This window comes from Natrinema longum, assembly GCF_017352095.1.
Taxonomy (GTDB): Archaea; Halobacteriota; Halobacteria; order Halobacteriales; family Natrialbaceae; genus Natrinema; species Natrinema longum.
The window spans coordinates 3,460,125-3,480,989 of the sequence record NZ_CP071463.1; the positions used below are offsets into that span (position 1 = coordinate 3,460,125).

Here is a 20,865-nt window from a genome sequence, read left to right on the forward strand (position 1 = left end):
CTTCGCCGACGACACGTCACCCGTCGGGGCGCTCGGCAACGTCGCGAACGCGAGTTCCGAACAGCCGGGACACGAAGTAACGGTCGCCGATCAGTTCCAGGGCGCGAAGTCGGGATCGACCGCGCGGTTCGTCTCGTCGATGGCGTCGATGGCGTCGATATCCGCCGGATCGAGGTCGACCGTCAGCGACTCCCAGTTGTCGCCGATGTGGTCCTCGCCCGTCGCCTTCGGAATCGCGATGACGCCCTTCTCGCGCGCCCAGGCGAGGCTGACCTGCGCCTCGCTGGCGTCGTGTTTCGCGGCGATCTCCTGTATCTCGGGTTGGTCGAAGACCCGTCCACGTGCCAGCGGCGAATAGCCTACGACTTCGATATCGTGCTCTGTACAGGTTTCCCGGATCTCCGCCTGGGGAAGCAGCGGGTGAAGTTCGACCTGATTCGCGACGATCGGCGCGTCACAGACGTCGACTGCTTCCTCGAGGTGCTCGGGCTGGAAGTTGCTGACGCCGACGTTCTCGATCAGTCCCTCCTCGTAGAGTTCGGAAAGTGCCGAGAGTGTCTCCTCGGCGTCGTACTCTCCGGCCGGCCAGTGAACGTACAGCAGGTCGACGTACTCGACACCGAGCCGGTCGAGACTGTCCCGAGCCGTCTCGAGGACGTCCTCGTGTGACAGGTTCGAGATCCAGATCTTGGTCGCGAGGAAGATATCCTCGCGGTCGACGTCCGCGGCGGCGATCCCCTCGCCGACCGCTTCCTCGTTGTCGTAGATCTGGGCCGTATCGATGTGACGGTAGCCCATCTCGAGGGCCGTTCGGACGCTCTCGGCGCACTGTTCGGGGTCCTCGTTTTGCCAGGTTCCGAGGCCGAGCATCGGTATCCCGCTGGTGGTCGGACACGTCTCTGGTGCGATGGTATCGGCGTCGTGAGTTGCCATGTACGACCGAACAGCCAGCGTGCGAAAAGGGGTTTTGGTACCGGTCAGCGGTTCGCCTTGCGACAGCCGAATCGACCGACGGTGACCGAACGGGAGTACGAATGGCAGTCGTGGCCCACTCGAGTGCTACTCGTACAGGTGGTTCCAGGGGCGCTCGCGCTCGAGTGCCGCGCTCGCCGCGAGGACGTCGTCGTCCGCGAACCGTCGCCCGACGAGTTGGAGGCCGACTGGGTGGCCACGGTCGGTCACTCCGGCGGGTGCGGACGCGACGGGGTGGCCGGTCCAGTTGAACGGCCAGGTCATCGGCCACTCCCAGGCGTCGTCACCGAGGTCGGCGTAGAGTTCGCGGTCGGCGCGCGAGAGCGTCGGCGTCACGAGCAGATCGTAGTCGGCGAGGACGTCCTGGACGGCGTCGTACATGTCCGTCCGAGCGATGCCGGATCGGGCGACGTCTTCGGGGCCGTACTCCTCGGCGACGTGGAGCATCGCGAGCAGACTGTCGGAGACCGCTTCGGACTGGTCCCGAAAGTCGACGCCGTGGCTCTCCTCGATGAGGGTCGCGTTCTCGAGAACGGAGGTCGTGTACGCCGGCATCGCGGCCTCGGTCAGTTCGGCCATCGAATAGCCGTGATCGACGGTCACTGTCTCGACCGTCGCACCCGCGTCCGCGAACGCGGTAACGGCCTCGTCGGCGACCGCACGGACCTCGTCGACGACCGGAAAGACGTCGAGGTCGGGGCTGTACGCGATGCGATAGTCGTCGATCGACCGATCGACGGCTCCACGGTAGTCGATATCGACCGGGACGCTGTTCGGGTCGTCCGGATGCGGCCCGTCCATCACCGAGAGCAACAGCGCGGCGTCCTCGACGGTTCGGGTCATCGGCCCCTTCGTCGTGTGTTGGAGTTCCCGGCCGAACGCGCTCGGTCGTCCGTCGTCCGGAACCAGCCCGAACGTCGGTTTGAACCCGTAGACGCCACACGCCGCGGCGGGAATGCGCAGCGAGCCGCCCGCGTCGCTGCCCGTCGCGATCGGCGTCATCCCTGCGGCCAGCGCCGCCGCCGAGCCACCCGAGGAGCCCCCCGCGTTCAGGTCGGTGTCGATCGGCGACGCCGTCGGCCCGATCAACTCGTTGTCGGTCGTTCCCTTGTGACCGAACTCCGGCGTATTCGTCTTCCCGATCACGACCGCGCCGGCGTCCTCGAGTCGCTCGACGATCGCCGACGTTCGCTCGGCGACGTGGTCCGCGAACAGCGCCGAACCGTACGTATGACGGACGCCCGCTTTCAGCGCGCCGAGGTCCTTCAGCGCCAGGGGCACGCCGTGAAGCGGCCCCACCTCCTCGCCGTCCGCGAGCGCCCGGTCGGCTTCGGCGGCGGCCTCGCGTGCGTCGTCCGCACAGACCGTGACGAAGGCGTTGATCGCGTCGTCCCGGTCATCGATTCGCTCGAGGTGGGCCTCGACGGCCTCGGTCGCCGTGATCGCTCCCGTTCGGATTCGAGCCGCGAGTGCGATCGCGGAAAGACCGGTCGTGGTACTCTCGTCTGTCATGAGAGTAAGATCCACTGGAAGTATGATAATTGTTACCGTTCCGATTCGTGGCTATCGGGACGACGATGGGTTCCGTCTCGACGGAACGGGGCGTCGGCCGTCGCCTCGCGTCCGGGAAGCAGACACGCTTTTCAGCGACGGTCACTTACCCCCACTCGATGGACTCCGCCGCGTTGTTGGATTTACTCGGGAACGAAAACCGAAGGCGGATCCTTCGGTTGCTCGCCCGCAAACCCTGTTATGTTACTGAAATTTCTGAGTATCTCGGTGTGAGTCCCAAGGCGGTTATCGAACACTTGCGAAAACTCGAGGAGGCAGGACTGATCGAGAGCCGCGTCGACGACCAGCGGCGGAAGTACTTTCATATCGCACGCAACGTTCGACTCGAGGTGAACGTCTCTCCCTACGGCTTCGCGAGCAAGAGCGCCTATCCCTCGAACAACAGTTTCGATATCACGACCTGTCGTCACCTCACGTTCGATGCCACCCTGGACGACACCGACGATCTCGACGAACTGCTCGCCGCGTTGGAAGACCTCGAACAGCTCGAAAACGAGCTCTCGTTGGCCCAGCGGTGGGTACAGGGGCGGCTGTACGACGTCCTCGATAGCATCTCGGAGACCGTTGGCGCTGGCCCGGAGAGTCGGATTTACGCCGACCTGCTCGCGAGCGTGCGTTCGGAACCGAAATCGGTCGGCGACCTCAGCGAGGACATCGACGCTCCCCGAGAAGTCGTCGCCGAGTTGCTCGAGGTGATGGCCGACAACGGGATCGTTCGCCGGACCGAGGACGGCTGGGAGTTAACCACAAACGGGTAACACGGTCCTCGAACACGGCTCGTACGGACACCTATTAGTCGGTGCCAGCCCAGCCGCGACCCGCTGTGGGTGTGCCGGGACCGGTGGCAACAGCCCGCCTCAGTCGACGTCCCTCGAGAGCCCGTTCCGAAGATCGCGGCCGAAGTAGTACCCCACGACCGACGCGAGGAGTCCGACGGTCGCGCCGACGGCCACGAGCGTTTGTCCGGTGCCCAAGGCAGCGATGAAGACGTGATTGAGCACTGCCCCGACGCCGCCGACGGAAGCGCCAGCCGCGCCCATCTCGAGGTAGCGGCGTTTCGACGCGAGGAGTCCGATAGTGAAGGCGGCGGCGAACATGCCGATCAGACGGCCGGCGAACGGCAGCACGGTCGCCCCGGCCAGCAAGCTGGCACTGAGTACGAGCACGAGCGCGAGGTACCCCTTCGGCGAAAAATAGCCGCCAAGCGAGAACCGTGACGGAAGCGTGGGGAGCCACGAGCGCGACGAGCCAGCGTCGGCCTCGCGGTCGGATTCGGGCTGTCGTTCGCGCTCGAGGTCCCGTCCACGATCGAACCCGCCGGCTGACTCCCGGCGTCCATCACCGCCGGCTGCGCCGGGGGATGTCTCCGCGGACTCGTGGGATGCGTCGCCGACGTCTGCGCCCGACTCCGAGAGCAGGCGGTCCGTCTCCTCGAGGAGATCGTCGGTGCCAGGAGCGTCCTGACTCCGGGTTACCTCGTCCGAGCGGTCGCTCATATGTCAACTGAAGCGGGGCTGCACCATGGGCCTTTCCCCACGACAGCGATCGGATAGCCGACGGGTTCCGCGTCGCGGTGACGGGACCCCGGGCCGGACCATCGTGGTCGACTCTCTCGAGGTCGCGACTGTGTCCGTCGGTCGCCGGCCAAAAACGCGGTTCCAGAAGCGCCGTTTCCTTACCGGACCGAGTCGAGCAGGAGTTTCTGTTCGACGCGTTTGACCTCGTGTTGGACGTCGCGGACCGCGTCGATGTTCGCGGAGATGGAGCTGATACCCTCGTTGACGAGGAACTGGACCATTTCCGGTTTGGAGCCGGCCTGGCCACAGATACTCGTATCGACGCCGCGTTCGCGGCAGGTTTCGATGACGTCGCCGAGGAGTCGCAACACGGCCGGGTGGAGTTCGTCGAACCGGTCGGCGACGTGCTCGTTGTTGCGATCGACCGCGAGCGTGTACTGGGTCAGATCGTTGGTGCCAAAGGAAGCGAAGTCGATACCGGCGTCGGCCATCTCCTCGACGGAGAGCGCCGCGGCGGGGGTCTCGATCATGGCACCCCACTTGCGCTTTTCGGGGTCGATGCCCGCCTCCTTCATGCACTCTTTGGCCCGATAGATGTCCTCGGCGTCGTTGACCAGTGGGAGCATGATCTCGACGTTGTCGTAGCCCAGCTCGTAGAGGCGGTGGAACGCCTCGAGTTCGTGGGCGAAGACGTCGGTGCGATCGAGCGAGCGGCGGATGCCCCGGTAGCCGAGCATCGGGTTGTGTTCCTCGGGCTCGTCCTCGCCGCCCTCGAGCTGGCGGAACTCGTCGGTGGGGGCGTCCAGGGTGCGCACGCGGACGGGGCGGGGGTAGAACTCGTCGGCGACGCCGCGGATGCCCTCGACCAGTTCCGTGATGTAAGCGTCCGTACCGTTTTCGGCGATGAACTTCTCTGGCGTCTGGTTCAGCGAGAGGATCATGTGCTCCGTGCGGAGCAGGCCGACGCCGTCGGCACCCGTCGCGGCCGCGCGTTCGGCGGCTTCGGGAATGGAGACGTTGACCTTGACCTCGGTCGCGGTCATCGGTTTGACCGGCGACTGCGGGCGGACCTCCTCGACGGGCTCGGTCTCCTCGTCGGGCTCGACCGTCTTCCCCTCGAGGACCGCGCCCTTGTCGCCGTCGAGCGTGACGACCTGGCCGTCCTGCAGGACGGTCGTGGCGTTGGTCGTCCCGACGATGGCTGGGACGCCCAGTTCCCGCGAGACGATGGCGGCGTGGCTGGTCATGCCGCCCTCGTCGGTGATGATTCCCGAGGCCCGCTTCATCGCGGGGACCATGTCGGGCATCGTCATCTCGGTGACGATGATGTCGCCCTCGCTGACCTTCGCCAGGTCGTCGAGCTTGGTGACGATCTTCGCCGGCCCGCTTACGGTTCCGGGGCTCGAGCCCAATCCGTCGACGATGACCTCGCCCGAACTAGCACTCGAGTCGGCGCTGGCACCGGTGGCACTGCTTCCGTCGGCGGCCTGGGCGCTGCCGCTGCCGTCGGTCAGTCCCTTCGTCGGGTCGACGCTGCCGGTCGCGTCGGCGGCGGTTTCGTCCTCGTCGATGGTGGTGATCGGCCGGGACTGGAGCATGTAGACGTCGCCATCGACGATCGCCCACTCGACGTCCTGTGGCTCGCCGTAGTGGTCCTCGACGCGCTCGCCGAGGTCCATCAGCGCGTCGATCTCGTCGTCGGAGATGACCCGCTGCGTTCGCTTCTCCTCGGGCACGTCGCGCTCGACGGTCTGCCCCGTTTCCTCGTCTTTCTCGTGCATCACCTTCTTCTCGGCGATGGTGAGGTCCATCGATCGGTCTCCCCGGTCGATGACGTAGTTGTCCGGCGAGACGGCACCGGAGACGACGGCCTCGCCCAGGCCCCACGCCGCCTCGATGATCATGGTCGGATCGCCCGTCGAGGGGTGGCTCGTGAACATCACGCCGGATTTCTCGGCGTCGACCATCTGCTGGACGACGACCGCGATGTTCACTGCCGAGTGGTCGAATCCCTGTTCCTGGCGGTAGTAGATCGCCCGCTGGGTGAACAGCGAGGCCCAACACTCCCGAACGCGATTCAACAGGTCTTCCTCGGTCACGTTGAGGAACGTCTCCTGTTGGCCCGCAAACGAGGCGTCGGGCAGGTCCTCGGCGGTCGCCGACGATCGGACGGCGACGAACGCCTCGCCGTCGCCGACCTCGCGGTAGCTCTCGAGGATCTCCTCGCGCAGTTCGTCGGGGAACGGCGTCTCGACGATGAGTTCCTGTGCGCGGTCGGCCGCGTCGGCCAACGCGGCAGAGTCGTCGACATCGACGTCGACGGCGGCGAACAGTTCCTCGTCGATTTCGGCGTCCTCGATGAACCGCCGATACGTGCCGGCCGTCACGACGAATCCCGGTGGCACCGGTAACCCCGCACCCGTAAGCTCGCCCAGGGAAGCACCTTTGCCGCCGACCTGCTCGAGGTCGCCGGCACTGATCTCGTCCAGCCAGAGTACAGCCATCTCTATCTGCGTGATCGCTGGTACGAATAAAGAAGGTTGCGAACAACCGCTACCGATCGCAACTCACAACCGAATGAGTTTCTGTTTCGACCGCGTTCGAACCTGTCAGCGTCGCGTTTAGTCGGGGTTTTCGAGGGGCCACACGGTCGTCCGAACTCAGGCCTCGAGTATCTCGTCGTCGTCGCTATCGGGGACGACGAGCGACCCGTCGAGGACGGTCACGCCGCGGCCGCCGACCTGTACCGCTCCGTCGAGACGAACCCGAACCTGGCCCGGCCGGTCGACGTAGTGGCCCTGCTCGAGTCGAAGCTCCGCGGGTAGATCGCCGTCGAAGGCGTCGAAGCGGTCGAGGTACGCGGCGGCGGCTCCACTCGCGGTGCCGGTGACGGGGTCTTCCGGAACCCCGGCTCCCGGCGCAAACATGCGGCCGTGGGCCGTCGACTCGGCCTCGAGTGCATCGAAGGTGAACAGATAGATCCCAGTCGCATCGAGTTCGTCGGTGAGCGCCTCGATCGCAGTCGGGTCGGGCTCGGCCGCGCCGACGTCCGAGAGGTACGTGATCGGGACGATCAGAAACGGGAGCCCGGTCGACGCCACCGCGAGCGGCAGGTCGGCGCTGGCTCCCTCGAGGGCGGCCCGATCGACGCCCAGCGCGTCGGCGACGCGGTCGTAGCCGACGTCGACCTCGCGGATCGTCGGCTCGTCCTGTGTCATCCAGACCGTGCCATCGTCCGTGACCTCGATCTCGAGCGTGCCGACGTTCGTCTCGAGGGTCGTCGTCCCGGGCTCGAGCCCCTCGTCGTGGAGGTGTGCGAACGTCCCGATCGTCGCGTGACCGCAGAGGTCCACCTCCTGCGTGGGCGTGAAGTATCTGATCCCGCGGTCGGCGGTCTCGCTCGAGCGAAGGAAGGCCGTCTCGCTGACGGCCATCTCGGCGGCGATCGCCTGCATCTGGTCGTCCGAGAGGCCGTCCGCGTCCGGAACGACGCCGGCCGGGTTCCCGGTCAGCGGTTCGTCGGTGAAGGCATCGACCTGCAAGACCCGAATCGTCTCCATACGACGTCGGTCGGGCGAGGGGCGTATGAATCCTCGGTCGTCGTCACGATACCGGCGCTCGACCACGCCGGTCGCCGCTACCGACTGCCCTACAGGCCGCCGATCCAAGCGACGAGATCGTCGAGAACGGGTTGGTCGAGGTCGTTCCGCAGTCGGTATCGGCTGTGGTGTCAACTGGTGAGTATCAGAGACACGCAGGGAAGTGTCGGACGAGTGAACAGACGTGAAAACGAAATACGCAGGAAACGCAAATATCGACTCTGCCTCCGGCAATTACGATTATATCGAGGGTGATATCAACGACGATGGTGACAGTATCGGATGTCCTCCTTTCTGTCCAGTATAACGTGGCAACTATCTGCACGCCAGCAGTACTGAAATATTATGCAGGGAAGTATTGACCCGGCCTTTGGGAGCAGGCTGGTTAATGCTGCCGTCTCGATCGTGCTCGCATCGGTTGCCCTCCTCGGACTGTATGTCCGTCAGACGCGAGCCGACACACCGGAAGGTGGCGCTGCAGCCAGCAGTGTCTGGTACGTCATAATCTGTTCCGTGGTCTATCTTAGTCCGCGATATGTACATGATACGTTTGCCTCCGGTGTCTTCAGGTTCCAGTATTCCCTCTGGGTCTTCATGATCGTCGTTCCGCTAGTGGCGCTTCAGGCCGGAGTCCCAGTGTACATTTTTGCAACCCGTGGAAACGTGGGCGCGTTAGTCGGGTTGTTCGCTGCGACTACCCTCACGTTTTGGGGACTACTGGGAACAGGTGGCGAGTCGGACATCTTAGTTGGGTATCCCTACGCTATGTTTCCGGCCGCCGTCCTCATCATTTCATTTACTACTGGCGTGGATGTCGCTACCCGCAAAGTAACAAACCGGGTTGGTACGTGAGCCGCCGACCCGCACGCCATCCGCGAGCCGCACGCGGGCGAGCGACGTAGTGCCCCTGCTCGAGTCGTGGCTCCCCGGTCGGACTACAGGTCGTCGATCCAGTCCACGAGATCGGCGACGACCCGCTCTGCGACGTTGTTCCGGACAGCGTAGGCGAACTCCACCGACTCGCCGTCGCCCGGCATAAAGAGGTGATTGAGGCCGTCGTAGCTCTCGAACGTCGTCTCCGACCTGCCATCGAGTTCGGATCGCCACAGCTCGAGGTCGTCGGTTACGGTGACCTGAAAGTCGCGCTCGCCCTGGAGCAAGTACAGGGGGGCGTCGACGTCCGCCGCGGCACCCAGGTGGTCGTAGGACTCGAGGCTGTCCCAGAACGCGCCCGGTTTGCCCAGGAGCGTCTCGTCGGCCTCGTACTCGCCCGACCGAACCCGTTCGATCTCTGTCGACCAAGTTTCCAAGACCTGCTCGAGGTCGGCCCACCCGTGGTCGCCGACCGACACCTTGTACTCGAGTTGCTCGAGGGTGAGGTCGTGGTAGGGTCGTGCGGGTGCGGCGAGTCCGACGACGCCGGCGAGTTCGCCGTCTCGAGCGGCGATTCTGGGGGCTGCCCGGCCGCCGAGGCCGTGGCCGACGACGACGATCCGATCCGAATCGACTCCCTCGGTCGACCGCAGGCGATCGATCGCGACCAGCGCGTCGTCGACGGTGACGTGATCGAGGGTGTACGTACCGGACTGGACCTCGCATGCGGGCACGCGCTTGTCGTACCGGAGGGACGCGATTCCCCGGGTCGAGAGCCCCGCGGCGAGATCCGTAAACAGCTGCGTTCCGCCGCGAGCGGTGTCGCCGGTCACTGGTCCGGAGTCGTGGACCAGGACGACGCCGGGAGCCTCGCCGGCGGTCGCAGGGGTGGTAACGGTCCCCGGCAGGGAACAGTCGTCCGCCGCGAGCGTCACGTCCTCGTCGGTGACCGCACTCGAATCGACGTAGGACGGGCGTTCGTACTCGTCGGTGATCCCACAATCGAGGAGTCGCGACTCGCTGTCGACGATGACGCGGCAGTCGTGTTCACTCCGGGCAAACGACAGTCGCAGATCGACCGCGTCGACCTCGTTGCTCGTCGTCACGTCCGTGTCGACGACGTCGTCGAACGCGCCACCGATCGCAGTATAGGCCATCCAGAGTCGCTCGAGCCTGCCGGGGTCGCCGTAGCGCTCTCGGTTACCCGAGACGAAACGCTCGCTTGCCTGCTCGAATCGATCGGTCGCGAGTTCCTCGACGAACGCCACCGCCGTTTCGTCGGCAGTCTCCGTCCCGGGGTCCTCGTCCGTCGTGTCAGAGAGGAGACCGGCACAGCCGGCCACTGCCGACGCTGTCGCCGTCGATACCGCCGCGAGTACGGTTCGCCGTCGGGGTGCCATCGATACCGAACCGTCCACGGTCCGTCGGATAAAGACGAGGTCGTTTCTCTGTGACTGTATTCGATCCCGATACGTTCGCTGGGATTCATACGGTCGCCTGTCCGTCAGTGCCGGCGGGACCGGGACCGCCCTGCGGACCCACCGGGACATCGGGACAGCAACCCGTCTCAGTCGTCCCCCAGTTCCTCGAGCGGGTCACTGTGATCGTGGTCCGCCATCGGCGGCAACTCGCCCGACCGATGCGTTCCCACGGGCGGCCGGTTGACCTCCGCAGCGGCCGAGGACTCGAGGTCGGTCCGCGCCTCGCCTTCGATCGCTTGCATCTCGCCGTCCTCGCGGGGCTGGTCAGACCCCTCCGGGCTCTGACTGCTTCGAGAATCGCGCCGCGATTCTCGAACATCCTGATCGATCCGCATCGAGCAGAATTCGGCCCCGCACATCGAGCAAAAGCGGGCCTCCTTGTAGTTGTCTCCGGGCAGGGTCTGGTCGTGGAACGACCGGGCGCGGTCGGGGTCGAGCGCGAGGTCGAACTGCTCGCGCCAGTCGAACTCGTAGCGCGCTTCGGAAAGGGCGTCGTCCCAGTCGCGCGCGCCGGGGCGTTCGTTGCCCACGTCGCCGGCGTGGGCGGCGATCCGGTACGCCGCGAGGCCGTCGCGGACGTCTTCCTCCTCGGGGAGGCCGAGGTGTTCCTTCGGCGTGACGTAACACAGCATCGCCGCGCCGGCCTGGGCCGCCATCGCCGCACCGATGGCGCTCGTGATGTGGTCGTAGCCCGGCGCGATGTCGGTCACCAGCGGCCCGAGCACGTAGAAGGGGGCACCGTCGCAGACCTCCTGCTGGCGTTCGACGTTCTCGGCGACCTTGTGCATCGGGACGTGGCCCGGCCCTTCGACCATCACCTGAACGCCGTGATCCCAGCCGACCCGCGTGAGTTCCCCCAGCGTGTCGAGTTCGGCGTACTGGGCCTCGTCGCAGGCATCGGCCAGACAGCCGGGTCGGAGGCTGTCGCCGAGGCTGAACGTGACGTCGTGTTCGGCGAAGATCTCACAGATCTCGGGGAAGATCTGATACAGCGGGTTCTGCTCGCCGTTCTCCTCCATCCACTTGGCTATGATCGAACCGCCCCGCGAGACGATGCCGGTCTTTCGGCCGTCGGTCAGCGGCAGGTGCTCGGCGAGAATGCCCGCGTGGATCGTCATGTAGTCGACGCCCTGTCGGGCCTGTTTCTCGACGATTTCGAGCAGCAACTCTTTCGTGATCGCCTCGGGACTGCCAGCCTGTTTGACCGCCTCGTACAGCGGCACCGTACCCAGGGGCACCGGTGAGTGTTCGACGTGGGCCTCCCGGATCTCGTCGAGATCGCTGCCGGTGCCGAGGTCCATCACGGTGTCCGCACCGTAGTGGACCGCAGTGTGGAGCTTTCCGAGTTCCGTCTCGAGGTCGCTGGTCGTCTCGCTGTTGCCGATGTTGGCGTTGACCTTCGTCGCGAACTCGCGGCCGATGATCATCGCGTCGAGTGCGTCGTGGTGACGGTTGGCCGGGATCACGGCCTGTCCCGCCGCGACCTGCTCGCGGACGAACTCCGGCTCGCGGTTCTCTCGCTCGGCGACGCGTTCCATCTCGGGGGTCACCCTCCCATCGCGGGCGGCTTGCAGCTGCGTATGCGCCATGGATAACTAGGTTATACTACTCGATAATAAATCTCGGGATGGCACGTACCGGGACGCGACGGGCCCGGTCGTCGACCGGAGTCGACCCGGCTCGAGCGCGTGGACGGTTTCGGCTATCTTAAGGGGGTTGCACCATACTCTCTCGAGTAGGTGGCCATCAGATGTCCGACCTACCGGACGATTTCGACTGTACGATAACCAACTGGGAGTACATTTACGGTCTGTGCCGGGACGTGGCCGACGACGTCCGCGACGACGAGTTCGAGCCGGACGTCGTCGTCGCACTGGCCCGGGGCGGCTGGTTCGCCGGGCGGTGTCTCTGTGACTTCCTCGGGCTGAACGACCTGACGAGCCTGAAGATGGAACACTACGTCGGCACCGCCGAGAAATCCGGCGAACCGACCGTCCGCTACCCGATGCCAGAGGGGAGCGTCGAAGACAAGGACGTGCTCATCATCGACGACATCGCCGACACCGGCGGCTCGATCGAACGCGCCTACGAGTACGTCGACGACCGCGACGCCGGCGAGGTCCGCACCGCGACCCTGCAACTGCTTGGCACCAGCGAGTTCCAACCCGACTACGTCGGCGAACGCCTCGAGGAGTGGACCTGGATCGTCTACCCGTGGAACTTCATCGAAGATCTGATCGATCTCATCTCGAGTGCGATGGACAAAACCGACCAGGAAACGTTCACGAACGAGGAGATCCGCCACTCCCTCACCGACCACCACGGTATCGAGCGTATCGAGATGGAGATCGCCCAGCCCGACCGGCTGTCGGAGGTTCTACGCGAGATGGACCGACGCGGGCTACTCGAGTCGGTCGGGACCGACGAGTGGGCGCTCGTCGACGAATAGCAGCTACCGCTCGGGATTTCTGCCACGATTTGGGTGCCCACGACGAATCGGTGCCACGATTTATGTTATCGTAACATACTGTTCAATACATGGGTAAAACCAAGATACGATACGAGGCGAACGTAACCGAGACCGTACTCCGAACTGCGCGGATTAAAAGCGTGACCGTCTCGAACGTCGACGTTTTGCACGCGCTCGCAACGCTTGATCCGTGTAAGAATCATCAATCAGAAAACCGGTACGTAGAGTATGGGGACCACCGGTATGCGCTCAAAGAAATCGTGAGACGAACTGTCGCCCGCTCGGCCGACGAACCGGATTCGACGGACGCCGATGAGGATGGAGAGTTTCAATTCCATTCCGAGCACGGAGTAACACTGCTCGAGTCACTCGGCTTCGAGACGATCAATACCGATAGCGAATAAGCGACGTGTACGTCCCGGCAGTTACAGTCGGGAGCAGACCGTACGTGTTACTCGGTAACTGACTCGGCATCAGTCGTTTCCGAGATCGCCTGTCCCGATCCGTCCCGTTCGTCTACCAGCGACTCCTTCCACGTCCCGCGCGTGAACCACGCGACGGCCGCGATCGCGCCGACGACGTCGCCGACCACGACGCCGGTCCAGATCCCGGTCGGTCCCCAGTCGGCGACGAAGACCAGATAGGCGGTAACGGGGACGCGCACGATCCACAGTCCGAGCACCGCGAACACGAGTGCCGTCTTCGTGTTTCCGGCCCCGCGGAACGCCCCCTGAATGACCTGTAACACGCCCATGAACGCGAAGCCGACCGCGGCGTATCGGAGGTAGGTCACCCCGTACTCGATCGTCGCCGCTTTCCCCGCCGCGTCGGCCGTGACGAACACCGAGACGAACGGCTCCGGGAACAGCGCGGCGAGGAGCCCGGCGACGACCATGACGCCGGCAATCGTCCCTGCGGCGATCCGGACGGCCCTCGCCGCCCGGTCGGGCTTGCCCGCACCCAGGTTCTGGCCGACGATCGTGTCCGTCGCCTGTCCCATGCCCATCGCCGGCAGGAAGGCCAGCGAAATCAGCCGGTTCCCCAACCCGTAGGCCGCGACGACTGCCGGCGGGAAGGTCACGACCATCGCCGTCATCGCGACCAGCGCCAGCGCCGTCATCGACTGCTCGAGCGCCGTCGGGACGCCCAACCGGGTGATCTTCGCGACGTACTCGCGTCGCGGCCGGAGGTGGGCCGCCCGGATGTCCGGACCCACGTCGGTGTAGTACAGCAGGTAGAACGCGATCGCCGTCGCGATGCCCCGCGAGATGAGGGTCGCGACGGCGGCTCCCTGGACCTCGAGGCGGGGAACGGGACCGAGGCCGAAAATGAACAGCGGGTCGAGCGCGAGGTTGATGACGACGCTGACGAGCATAACGCTCATCGGCGCGCGCGTGCTGCCGTAGCCCCGCATGAGCGCGACGAAGACGAAGAAGCCAAACAGGAAGGGGAGTCCCAGGAAGAACACCCGCAGGTACTCGGCGGCGAGCGGGATGATCGCGGCCTGAGTCTCGGCGTCGGCGGGCAACGCCGCGAGCATCGGCTCGGTCGCGAAAAAGCCGAGCGCGCTCAGCCCGACGGCGACCAGCGAGACGAACGACAGCGTCTGCCCGGCGATCAGGCCCGCATCCCCGCTCTTCGCACCGGTGTGTTGGGCGATCAGGATCGCGCCGGCCGTGGTGAAGCCACCGCCGATCGCGATCAGCAAGAAGAGGAGCGGAAAGGCGAGGCTCACCGCCCCCACTGCATCGGGCGAGAGCGCGCCCAGCCAGAAGGTGTCACCGACGTTGTACGCCACCTGCAACAACTGGATGACCACCAGCGGCCACGCCAATCGGACCATCGGGCGGACGAGCGGCCCCTCGGTGAGCCCGCCGGGTGGCTCCTCGTCGACAGCCATAACCGACCAATGTTGCCGACCCTACTTGTGCACTCGTGAACGGTGATACCGCCTACCACGACGGTACGGACGCCCTCGAGGCCGGCAACCGGACCGTTTAGGTGACTGGTCGACCCACGACCACGCATGACGATCGGCGTTATCGGGGGCAGCGGCATCTACGACGCACTGCCACTCGAGAACACGCGGACGGAAGCGATTTCGACGCCGTACGGCGAGCCAAGCGACGTGGTTACCCTCGGCGAACTGGCCGGGCGGGACGTCGCGTTCCTCCCGCGTCACGGCGAGGATCACCAGCATCCGCCGACCGACGCGTCCTATCGCGCGAACATCTACGCGCTCAAGTCGGTCGGGGTCGACCGGGTCATCGCAACGAACGCGGTCGGGAGCCTGCGAGAGGAGTTGCCACCCCGGACGCTGGTCGTTCCCGACCAGATCTTCGATCGGACCAAACACCGTTCGCCGACCTTCTTCGGCGACGGCATGGTCGTCCACATGGGCTTTGCCGAGCCGTACTGTCCGGCGATGGTCGATCACCTCGCCGAATCGGCCCGCAGCGTGCTCCGCTCGGAGACCCACACGAGCGGCCACCCCGAGAGCCACGACGCGACGGCCGACGAGACGAAAATCCAAGAGAGCGGCACCTACGTCTGCATCGAAGGCCCGCAGTTCTCCACGAAGGCCGAAAGCGAGTTCTATCGCGACCAGGGCTGGGACATCGTCGGGATGACCGCCATCCCCGAGGCCAAACTCGCCCGCGAGGCCGAGTTGAGCTACGCCACGGTGGCCGGCGTCACCGACTACGACGTCTGGAAAGATGACAGCGAAGTCTCCCTCGAGGAGGTCCTCGAGAACGCCGCGGCCAACGAGGACGCGATCAACACGGTCGTCGAACACGCCATCAGGACGATGCCCGACGACTTCGAGAGCGAGGCCTGGAGCGCCCTCGAAGGGACGATCAACACGCCACAGGAAGCGATCCCCGAAGAGACCCTCGAGCGCGTCGATCTGCTGGCCGGCGAGTATCTGGAGTAACGCGGGCGTCGAGTCCCACCGTCACGACCGCTCCGACTCGAGATCGGAGGACGGAGCGGAGTCCGGCGATTCCCGGGCGGTCGGGTCGCCGGCCGTCGTCGGGTCGCGTTCACCGTCTCTGCCCGATTCGAACGGATCGCGCGGATCGACCGCACACGCCTCGCAGTAGACGTTCTCTCCCGCTTCCGGAACCGCAATCGTGGTTCCGAACAGTACGCGCCGTTCCTCGTAGCGGCGGTACTCGCCGCCCTCGGCCGGCCGCCCGCACTCGCCGCAGTCGACGGTCGCCGAGTCGACGTGGCCGGTTCGAACCTCCCGCATCGTGCCGAAAGTGTAAACGGGGTCGCTCGAGGCTTCGGCCGCCTGCCAGCAGACGACGAGCCCGACGAGAAAGAGCGCGATGCCGACGAAGGGAGCACCGAGCATCGCCGGCACGAACAGCAGCGATACGAGAATCCAGCCCCAGACGAACACGAACCCGGCGTAATCGGCCACGCGTCGGAGTCCGCTCCCGACGCTCCGTTGCCGGTCCGGTCGTGTCATTCGTGTAATCGATTTTCGAACGAACAAATAACCCTTTCGACGCGAGCACGCGACGGACCCGCGTCCCGTCGGACGTCGTCCGGACCGAGTCAGTCGGCGATCGCTTCGCCCGGGTCCGCCTCGACCGCGACCTGCTGTACCCAGAGATCGCCGAACAGTTCGTCCTGCTCGAGCGTGACACGGCCCCGGTGGGCCAAGAAGAGCAAGGCGAGGTAGGTCATCACGCGCGAGCCACCGACCTCGTCGATCTCGGCGTACAACACCTCGTCGCGTCCCTGTTCGTAGTGGGTCTCGAGTTCGCGTTCGACGTCGTCGATGACCGCCTCGATGTCCTCCTCGTGGGTCGTATGGGTGACGTCGTCGCTGGTCGGCTCGTCGTCGACCCGCAGATCGTCACCGGAGTGGTAGTTCAACTCCTGGACGCCGCGATCGTACCCCGTCGGCGAGCCGCTCGTGTCGTAACTCCGGGACTCCTTCCACCAGCTGTCGCGTTCGGCGGTCCGGAGCTCGCGAACGAGTTCGTCCAGGGTCTCGGGCTTCCCGCGGGCGTGTTTGCGCTCGAGGCGGCGCTCCATCTCTTCCTCGAGGTTCTCGACGGGGTCGAACCCCGGTGGGTGCTCCCTCCCGTCGTCGCCGTCCGGATCCGTCGGTCCGTCGTCGGCGAAGGGCGCTTCCCACGGTGGGAGTTCCTCTTGGTCGGGTTCCTCGACCGCGAACAGCTCGTCGCTTTTCATCCGCAGGAGGACGCTCGCGTAGAACAGCGCCCGGCCGGAGGTCCGCAGGTCGACCTCGTCGATCGCCTCGAGGAACGTGTCCGTCACGTCGACGATGTCGATGTCCCACGGGTCGATCTCGCCGTCTTTGGCGAGTTGGACGAGCAGTTCGACCGGTTCGACTTCCGGCTCCCCGTCGTCGTCCGCAGGGTCGCCCGTCTCGACGCCCGTGAACTCGAGGACCGACTCCCCCGCCTCGGGGTCACGGCCGTCAGCACCGCCCTCGTTCGGGTCGGAATCCGGGCTCGAGTCGCCCGGCCGCTCGCGATCCTCGTGTCCGGCGATGTGCAGCGGAATCTCGTCGCCGCCGTCGGTTCGGAGGGTTCGACCGGGGGCGTGTGATTCAGCGCTTCGCGACTCGTTTCGCTCACGGGTCGCTTCGCTCCCCGCTTGCGTTCTCGAGGAGCCCTGCGTCGCCGTTGGCTCCTCAGGCTCATCGCCGTCTCGCGGGTCGCTTTGCTCCCCGTCGTCTCGCGGCTCTGCCGCTCGACTGTTCGCGGAACTCCGTTCCGCGCTACTCGACGTTTCGGAGCCGCTACGCGGCTCCCTAGTCATCAGCAGGCACCTCCCCACTACTCAGATCGATGCCGGTCACCGCACTCACGTTGTCCTGTTGCATCGTCACGCCGATCGCCCGCTCGGAGCGATCGAGCATGGCCGAGCGGTGGGAGACGACGACGAACTGAGCGTCGCCGGCGAGTTCCTCGACCATCTCGCCGACCCGCTCGGCGTTGACGGCGTCGAGGAAGGCGTCGATCTCGTCGAGCGCGTAGAAGGGAGCCGGGTTGTGCCGCTGGATGGCGAAGATGAAAGCCAGCGCGGTCAGCGACTTCTCGCCGCCGGACATCGCGTCCAGCCGCTGGATCGGCTTGTCGCCCGGCTGAGCCTTCATCGTCAGTCCGCCGTCGAACGGATCGGCCTCGTTCTCGAGGTGGAGCGTCCCCGTCCCTTCGGAGAGCTTCTCGAAGATTTCCGTGAAGTGGGACGCGATCGCATCGTAGGCGTCCATGAACGTCCGCTTCTTCTGGGTCTCGTATTGCTCGATCCGATCGCGGATGCCGTCGGCCTCCTCGACTAACGTCTCCCGTCCCTCCTCGAGTTCCTCGAGGTCGCTTCGGACCTCGTCGTACTCGTCGATCGCGAGCATGTTCACCGGCTCCATCGCCTCCATGTCGGCCCCCAGAAGGTCGATCATCTCGCGGACGGTCTCGTGGTCGGGCACGTCTTCGGGATCGTAGTCGCCGACTTCCGACTCCAGCGATTCGATCTCCCACTCGAGGCTGTTGGCGCGCTCGCTCGCGTCCTCGAGTTTGCTCTCGACGGTGTTGACCCGGTCTTGTTGCTGATCGCGTGCCGTCCTGGCGTCGGAGAGTTCCTCTTTGAGGTCGCTCCGTTCGTCTTTCAGCTCCGTCAACTCCGCTTCCAGTTCCTCGACGGCCTCGCGCTTTGCCGCCAGTTCCTCGCGCTTCGTCTCGATCTCCGCCTCGTACTCTTCGATCCGATCCTCGTGTTCGGCCGTGCGGTTCTGGGCCGCCTCGATGTCGTCGTGGAGGTCCTCGATGGCGTCCTCGGCGTACTCCTTCTCGAGGTTCAGTTCGTTGAGGTCGTTGTCGAGTTCCTGAATCCGCTCTTCGCGGTCGTCGATCTCGGCCTCGAGCGTCTCGATCCGATCGGTCAGTTCGGGGATCTTCGAGTCGGCGAGTTCGGTCTCGAGGTCCTCGATCTCAGCCTCGAGTTCCTCGACCGCTTCGGTCTTGGCGTCGATCTCCGCGGCAATCTCGTTCATCCGCTCGTCGACGGAGTCGCGTTCCTCGCGGAGCTCCTCGAGATCGGTCTCGAGGTCCTCGATCTCCGCCTCGAGGGCCTCGCGTTTCTCGGCTATCCCCTCGAGTTCGGACTCGATCGAGCGGACTTCGTCGGCCGCGTCGCTCTTGCGGTCGCGGGCGTCGTCGAGTCGCTCCTCGACGCTGCGGACTTCCTCGCGCAGCGATTCGCGTTCCTCCTGGAGCTCCGTGATCCGTTTGGCGACGCGCTCGAGTTGCCCCTCGCCGCCGCCGGTAAAGGAGTAGCGCGAACCGCCGCCGGAGCCGCCGGTCATCGCGCCGCTCTTCTCGACTAAGTCGCCGTCGAGGGTGACCATCCGGTAGTCGCCCATGTACGAGCGGGCGGTCTCGATGTCCTCGACGACCAGCGTGTCCCCGAGGACGTAGGAGAAAACGCCGGCGTACTCCCGATCGAAGTCGACGAGGTTGTACGCGAAGTCGACGATCCCCGGATCGCTGGGGGCCGATGGCAGCCGGCGCTGGCTCATGTCCGTCAGCGGCAGGAAGGTCGCTCGACCCGCGTTTCGGGACTTGAGATGCTCGATGCACTGCTGGCCGATAACGTCGTCGTCGACGACCACGTTCGCCAGCCGACCCCCCGCGGCGGTCTCACAGGCGACCGCGTACTCGCCGGCGACGGTCCCCAGCTGTGCGACCGCGCCGTGAACGCCGTCGATTCCCGAGTTGAGGATCGTCGTCACCGCACGACCGAACGAGGAGTCGCCGCTCTCGCCGGCGTTGGCCTCGAGTTCGGCGTACTCCTGTTGTTTGGCCTGGATCTCGTCGTCGAGATCGTCGACGTCCGACTGGAGCCTGCGTTTCTGGGCTTTCAGGTCGTCGACGACCTCCGCGATGTTCTGGCGATTCCGTTCGGCCTTCTCGAGTTCCCGCTCGAGGTCGCTTCGCTGGCTCTCGATCTCCGGAATCGTTTCGCGTTTCTCTTCGATCGTCGCCTCTTTCTCGCTGATCGCGTTCGAGCGTCGGCGAGCGTCGTCGAGCAGGCGGTCTTGCTCGCGCTGGAGGTCGTTTTTCTCGGTCTTGGCCGCCTCGAGATCGTCCTTTCGCTCGGCGAGTTCGGCCTTGAGTTCGTCGAACTCGGTGTCGACGGCCTCGATTTCGGCCTCGAGGTCGTCGCGGTCGGCCTCGCGTTCCTGGATCTCGCTTTTTACCTGTGCCTTCTCGAGTTTGTGTTCGCGAATCTCGTCGTCGAGATCGTCGATCGTCTCTTGCTTGCGATCGATCTCGACGAACGCCTCGCGTCGCTCGGACTCGGCGTCCTCGATCGCCTCCTCGCTGGCTTCGATCTTGTCCTCGAGCCGCGAGATGTCGCCTTTGACCTCCTCGATCTCGCTTTTGATCCGGAGCTGTTCGTCCTCGCCCTTGCGCTCGATCTCGGCGTTCAAGTCCTCCAGGTCCTCCTGGAGGCGGACGACCGCCCCTTCGCGTTCGTCGAGTTCCCGCTGGAGTTCCCGGAGTTCGGCCTCGAGATCGTCGACCTCGGCCTCGGCGGACTCGAGTTCCTCGCGTTTCTCCTCGAGTTCGCTGGCCTTCTTGTAGCCCTCGTATTCGTCTTTCTCGCGGCGGAGCCGGCGGTAGCGCATTGCCTCCCGGCGCTCGTCGGCGAGTTGCTCGAGGCGGTCGCGTTTCTCCTCGATGCGGAGTTCGGCCTCGTCGATCCGCTCTTGAACGGTCTCGAGTTCCTCGAAGGCGTCTTCCTTCTTGGCGTCGAACTCCGCGACCCCCGCGATCTCGTCGATGATCTCCCGGCGGGCGTGGGGCGTCATGTTGATGATCTCGGTCACGTCGCCCTGCATGACGACGTTGTATCCTTCCGGCGTGATCCCCGCCTGTGCGAGCAGGTCCTGGATGTCCGAGAGGTTGACCGAGCGGTCGTTCAGGTAGTAGTAGGAGTAGTAGTTGTCCTCGGTCTCCTTGACCCGACGGCGGATGCGGATCTCGTCGACGTCGCCGACGTCCTCGCTGCCGGCGGCGTTGACGACCTGTGATCGCTCGAGGGTGCCCTCGGAGTTGTCGAGAACGACCTCGACGGTCGCCTCGCGGGGGCCACTGGAGGTGTCGCCGCCCTCGTGACCGGGGTTGTAGATGAGATCGGTCAGTTTCTCGGCCCGAATCCCGCGGGTCCGGGCCAGTCCGAGCGCGAAGAGGACGGCGTCGATGATGTTCGATTTGCCGGAGCCGTTCGGGCCCGTGACGACGGTGAAATCCTCGTAGAACGGTATCTTCGTCTTTCTACCGAAGCTCTTGAAATCGTCGAGAACGATCGACTTGATGTACATGCTCCTTTCG

Annotated in this window: 16 protein-coding genes; 5 read left to right on the forward strand and 11 right to left on the reverse strand. The window is 65.3% G+C overall.

Features of this window, described 5'->3' with window-relative positions; genetic code table 11:
- Positions 1-90: 90 nt before the first annotated feature.
- Entirely contained in the window at positions 91-933 is an 843-nt protein-coding gene (locus J0X27_RS17210; RefSeq protein WP_207270363.1) for an aldo/keto reductase, read from the reverse strand.
- A gap of 126 nt (positions 934-1,059) precedes the next feature.
- Positions 1,060-2,484, reverse strand: a complete 1,425-nt coding sequence (locus J0X27_RS17215; protein WP_207270364.1) for an amidase — start codon at positions 2,482-2,484, stop codon at positions 1,060-1,062.
- A 158-nt stretch (positions 2,485-2,642) separates the two neighbouring features.
- On the opposite strand from J0X27_RS17215, the gene J0X27_RS17220 reads away from it, so the two are divergent.
- Positions 2,643-3,302 (forward strand): ArsR/SmtB family transcription factor, encoded by a 660-nt coding sequence (locus J0X27_RS17220; protein ID WP_097381533.1) that lies wholly within the window; start codon positions 2,643-2,645, stop codon positions 3,300-3,302.
- A gap of 99 nt (positions 3,303-3,401) precedes the next feature.
- Here J0X27_RS17220 and J0X27_RS17225 read toward each other — a convergent pair whose 3' ends face one another.
- The 3 genes from J0X27_RS17225 to J0X27_RS17235 form a co-directional block, all read right to left on the reverse strand.
- Positions 3,402-4,040, reverse strand: coding sequence for a DUF456 domain-containing protein (locus tag J0X27_RS17225; RefSeq protein WP_207270365.1), 639 nt, complete (start codon positions 4,038-4,040; stop codon positions 3,402-3,404).
- A gap of 179 nt (positions 4,041-4,219) precedes the next feature.
- A complete protein-coding gene (ppsA, locus tag J0X27_RS17230) occupies positions 4,220-6,565 on the reverse strand; it encodes a phosphoenolpyruvate synthase (protein ID WP_207270366.1) in 2,346 nt (781 codons plus the stop codon).
- Between the two features lie 156 nt (positions 6,566-6,721).
- Positions 6,722-7,621, reverse strand: a complete 900-nt coding sequence (locus J0X27_RS17235) for a PhzF family phenazine biosynthesis protein (protein WP_207270367.1) — start codon at positions 7,619-7,621, stop codon at positions 6,722-6,724.
- Positions 7,622-8,005: 384 nt separating this feature from the next.
- Between J0X27_RS17235 and J0X27_RS17240 the strand changes: the two genes are divergently transcribed.
- Positions 8,006-8,512, forward strand: coding sequence for a hypothetical protein (locus J0X27_RS17240; protein WP_207270368.1), 507 nt, complete (start codon positions 8,006-8,008; stop codon positions 8,510-8,512).
- An 83-nt stretch (positions 8,513-8,595) separates the two neighbouring features.
- Here J0X27_RS17240 and J0X27_RS17245 read toward each other — a convergent pair whose 3' ends face one another.
- Together J0X27_RS17245 and thiC are read right to left on the reverse strand one after the other, a co-directional pair.
- Complete coding sequence (locus J0X27_RS17245) at positions 8,596-9,933, reverse strand: alpha/beta hydrolase family protein (protein WP_207270369.1); 1,338 nt, start codon at positions 9,931-9,933, stop codon at positions 8,596-8,598.
- 167 nt (positions 9,934-10,100) lie between these two features.
- Entirely contained in the window at positions 10,101-11,603 is a 1,503-nt protein-coding gene (gene thiC, locus J0X27_RS17250) for a phosphomethylpyrimidine synthase ThiC (protein ID WP_207270370.1), read from the reverse strand.
- A gap of 161 nt (positions 11,604-11,764) precedes the next feature.
- Here thiC and J0X27_RS17255 point away from each other — a divergent pair, with 161 nt between their 5' ends.
- Entirely contained in the window at positions 11,765-12,463 is a 699-nt protein-coding gene (locus tag J0X27_RS17255; RefSeq protein ID WP_207270371.1) for a phosphoribosyltransferase, read from the forward strand.
- 89 nt (positions 12,464-12,552) lie between these two features.
- On the forward strand, positions 12,553-12,888 hold the full coding sequence (locus J0X27_RS17260; RefSeq protein ID WP_207270372.1) for a hypothetical protein: 336 nt from the start codon (positions 12,553-12,555) through the stop codon (positions 12,886-12,888).
- 47 nt (positions 12,889-12,935) lie between these two features.
- Here J0X27_RS17260 and J0X27_RS17265 read toward each other — a convergent pair whose 3' ends face one another.
- Positions 12,936-14,384, reverse strand: coding sequence for an MATE family efflux transporter (locus J0X27_RS17265; protein WP_207270373.1), 1,449 nt, complete (start codon positions 14,382-14,384; stop codon positions 12,936-12,938).
- A 126-nt stretch (positions 14,385-14,510) separates the two neighbouring features.
- On the opposite strand from J0X27_RS17265, the gene mtnP reads away from it, so the two are divergent.
- The gene (mtnP, locus tag J0X27_RS17270; RefSeq protein ID WP_207270374.1) at positions 14,511-15,419 is read left to right on the forward strand and encodes an S-methyl-5'-thioadenosine phosphorylase; all 909 of its coding nucleotides are present in this window, start codon (positions 14,511-14,513) and stop codon (positions 15,417-15,419) included.
- A gap of 21 nt (positions 15,420-15,440) precedes the next feature.
- Here mtnP and J0X27_RS17275 read toward each other — a convergent pair whose 3' ends face one another.
- The 3 genes from J0X27_RS17275 to smc all read right to left on the reverse strand — a co-directional run bounded on the left by J0X27_RS17275 (position 15,441) and on the right by smc (position 20,855).
- A complete protein-coding gene (locus J0X27_RS17275) occupies positions 15,441-15,962 on the reverse strand; it encodes a DUF8108 domain-containing protein (protein ID WP_207270375.1) in 522 nt (173 codons plus the stop codon).
- 89 nt (positions 15,963-16,051) lie between these two features.
- Positions 16,052-17,290: a segregation and condensation protein A gene (locus tag J0X27_RS17280; RefSeq protein ID WP_207270376.1), complete on the reverse strand. Its 1,239-nt coding sequence runs from the start codon at positions 17,288-17,290 to the stop codon at positions 16,052-16,054.
- On the reverse strand, positions 17,283-20,855 hold the full coding sequence (gene smc / locus J0X27_RS17285; RefSeq protein ID WP_207270377.1) for a chromosome segregation protein SMC: 3,573 nt from the start codon (positions 20,853-20,855) through the stop codon (positions 17,283-17,285). The genes J0X27_RS17280 and smc overlap by 8 nt, the downstream gene beginning before the upstream one ends.
- Positions 20,856-20,865: the final 10 nt, after the last annotated feature.

What these genes read in the sequence shown, in the direction of transcription:
- J0X27_RS17210 (WP_207270363.1), bottom strand. Translation starts at nt 933, where the DNA reads ATGGCAACTCACGACGCCGATACCATCGCACCAGAGACGTGTCCGACC.
- J0X27_RS17215 (WP_207270364.1), bottom strand. Translation starts at nt 2,484, where the DNA reads ATGACAGACGAGAGTACCACGACCGGTCTTTCCGCGATCGCACTCGCG.
- J0X27_RS17220 (WP_097381533.1), top strand. Translation starts at nt 2,643, where the DNA reads ATGGACTCCGCCGCGTTGTTGGATTTACTCGGGAACGAAAACCGAAGG.
- J0X27_RS17225 (WP_207270365.1), bottom strand. Translation starts at nt 4,040, where the DNA reads ATGAGCGACCGCTCGGACGAGGTAACCCGGAGTCAGGACGCTCCTGGC.
- ppsA (WP_207270366.1), bottom strand. Translation starts at nt 6,565, where the DNA reads ATGGCTGTACTCTGGCTGGACGAGATCAGTGCCGGCGACCTCGAGCAG.
- J0X27_RS17235 (WP_207270367.1), bottom strand. Translation starts at nt 7,621, where the DNA reads ATGGAGACGATTCGGGTCTTGCAGGTCGATGCCTTCACCGACGAACCG.
- J0X27_RS17240 (WP_207270368.1), top strand. Translation starts at nt 8,006, where the DNA reads ATGCAGGGAAGTATTGACCCGGCCTTTGGGAGCAGGCTGGTTAATGCT.
- J0X27_RS17245 (WP_207270369.1), bottom strand. Translation starts at nt 9,933, where the DNA reads ATGGCACCCCGACGGCGAACCGTACTCGCGGCGGTATCGACGGCGACA.
- thiC (WP_207270370.1), bottom strand. Translation starts at nt 11,603, where the DNA reads ATGGCGCATACGCAGCTGCAAGCCGCCCGCGATGGGAGGGTGACCCCC.
- J0X27_RS17255 (WP_207270371.1), top strand. Translation starts at nt 11,765, where the DNA reads ATGTCCGACCTACCGGACGATTTCGACTGTACGATAACCAACTGGGAG.
- J0X27_RS17260 (WP_207270372.1), top strand. Translation starts at nt 12,553, where the DNA reads ATGGGTAAAACCAAGATACGATACGAGGCGAACGTAACCGAGACCGTA.
- J0X27_RS17265 (WP_207270373.1), bottom strand. Translation starts at nt 14,384, where the DNA reads ATGGCTGTCGACGAGGAGCCACCCGGCGGGCTCACCGAGGGGCCGCTC.
- mtnP (WP_207270374.1), top strand. Translation starts at nt 14,511, where the DNA reads ATGACGATCGGCGTTATCGGGGGCAGCGGCATCTACGACGCACTGCCA.
- J0X27_RS17275 (WP_207270375.1), bottom strand. Translation starts at nt 15,962, where the DNA reads ATGACACGACCGGACCGGCAACGGAGCGTCGGGAGCGGACTCCGACGC.
- J0X27_RS17280 (WP_207270376.1), bottom strand. Translation starts at nt 17,290, where the DNA reads ATGACTAGGGAGCCGCGTAGCGGCTCCGAAACGTCGAGTAGCGCGGAA.
- smc (WP_207270377.1), bottom strand. Translation starts at nt 20,855, where the DNA reads ATGTACATCAAGTCGATCGTTCTCGACGATTTCAAGAGCTTCGGTAGA.